Origin of the sequence: Mesorhizobium sp. M0207, from assembly GCF_040321995.1 — a bacterium.
Taxonomy (GTDB): domain Bacteria; phylum Pseudomonadota; class Alphaproteobacteria; order Rhizobiales; family Rhizobiaceae; genus Mesorhizobium.
In genome coordinates, this window is record NZ_JAMYSQ010000077.1 from 1 (window position 1) to 712 (window position 712).

Genomic DNA, 712 nt, shown 5'->3' on the forward strand with positions numbered 1-712 from the left:
CGAGCTTGCTGTCCGGCAAGACTTTTGGAGCGAAGTCGTCGAGCCATGCCTTGAGAGCCTGGAGGATCGGGACACTATGTTGCTGGCGGAAGCGGCGAATGCAGTGATCTCGCGTTTCGCCGTCATCGGGGATTTCGTTCCGCGCCTGCCTTTCAACCCGATAGAGCTGTTCGAAGAACCGGAGTGCCTGTTCCGGCGGCCCGCCACCCTTCTTCCTCGCCTTTAGGGCATCGACGAAGCGCCGCCTCGAATGAGCCATGCAGCCAAGATGCGTTGCCCCTTCCAGCGTGCGCCAGGCGGAATAACCGTCACTCATCACGATGCCGCGGTAATCGCCCAAGAAGGTCTGCGGGTGTATCTGGCCGCGACCCGGCTGATAATCGAGCAGCACGATCGGCTCGTCACTGTCGTGGCCGCTCCGGTATGCCCACATGTACGAGGTGCTGGTGGCCTCTCTGTCCATTTCCTTCAGCACCTGGACCGTGGTCTCGTCGCCATGGATGAGGGGCTGCGATCTGAGCCGCAGCTTCAGCACGTCATAGATGCGGGCGAGATGCTTTTCGCTCGAGCCGATCATCCAGTGACCCAGAGCGCCACGGCTGACAGGAACGCCCGCGCGCTCGAAGGCCTGCGCCAGGCGGTAGAGCGGTGTGCCGTCGACGTATTTGTGAACGAGCGCGAAGGCCAGCGTCGAGGCCGTGGCGATGCTGCC

1 protein-coding gene is annotated in these 712 nt (G+C 62.6%); it reads right to left on the reverse strand.

The genetic code is table 11. The features are described 5' to 3' along the window. The coding region (gene tnpC / locus NKJ15_RS32915) for an IS66 family transposase (RefSeq protein WP_352819859.1) at positions 1–712 on the reverse strand (712 nt) is incomplete at both ends.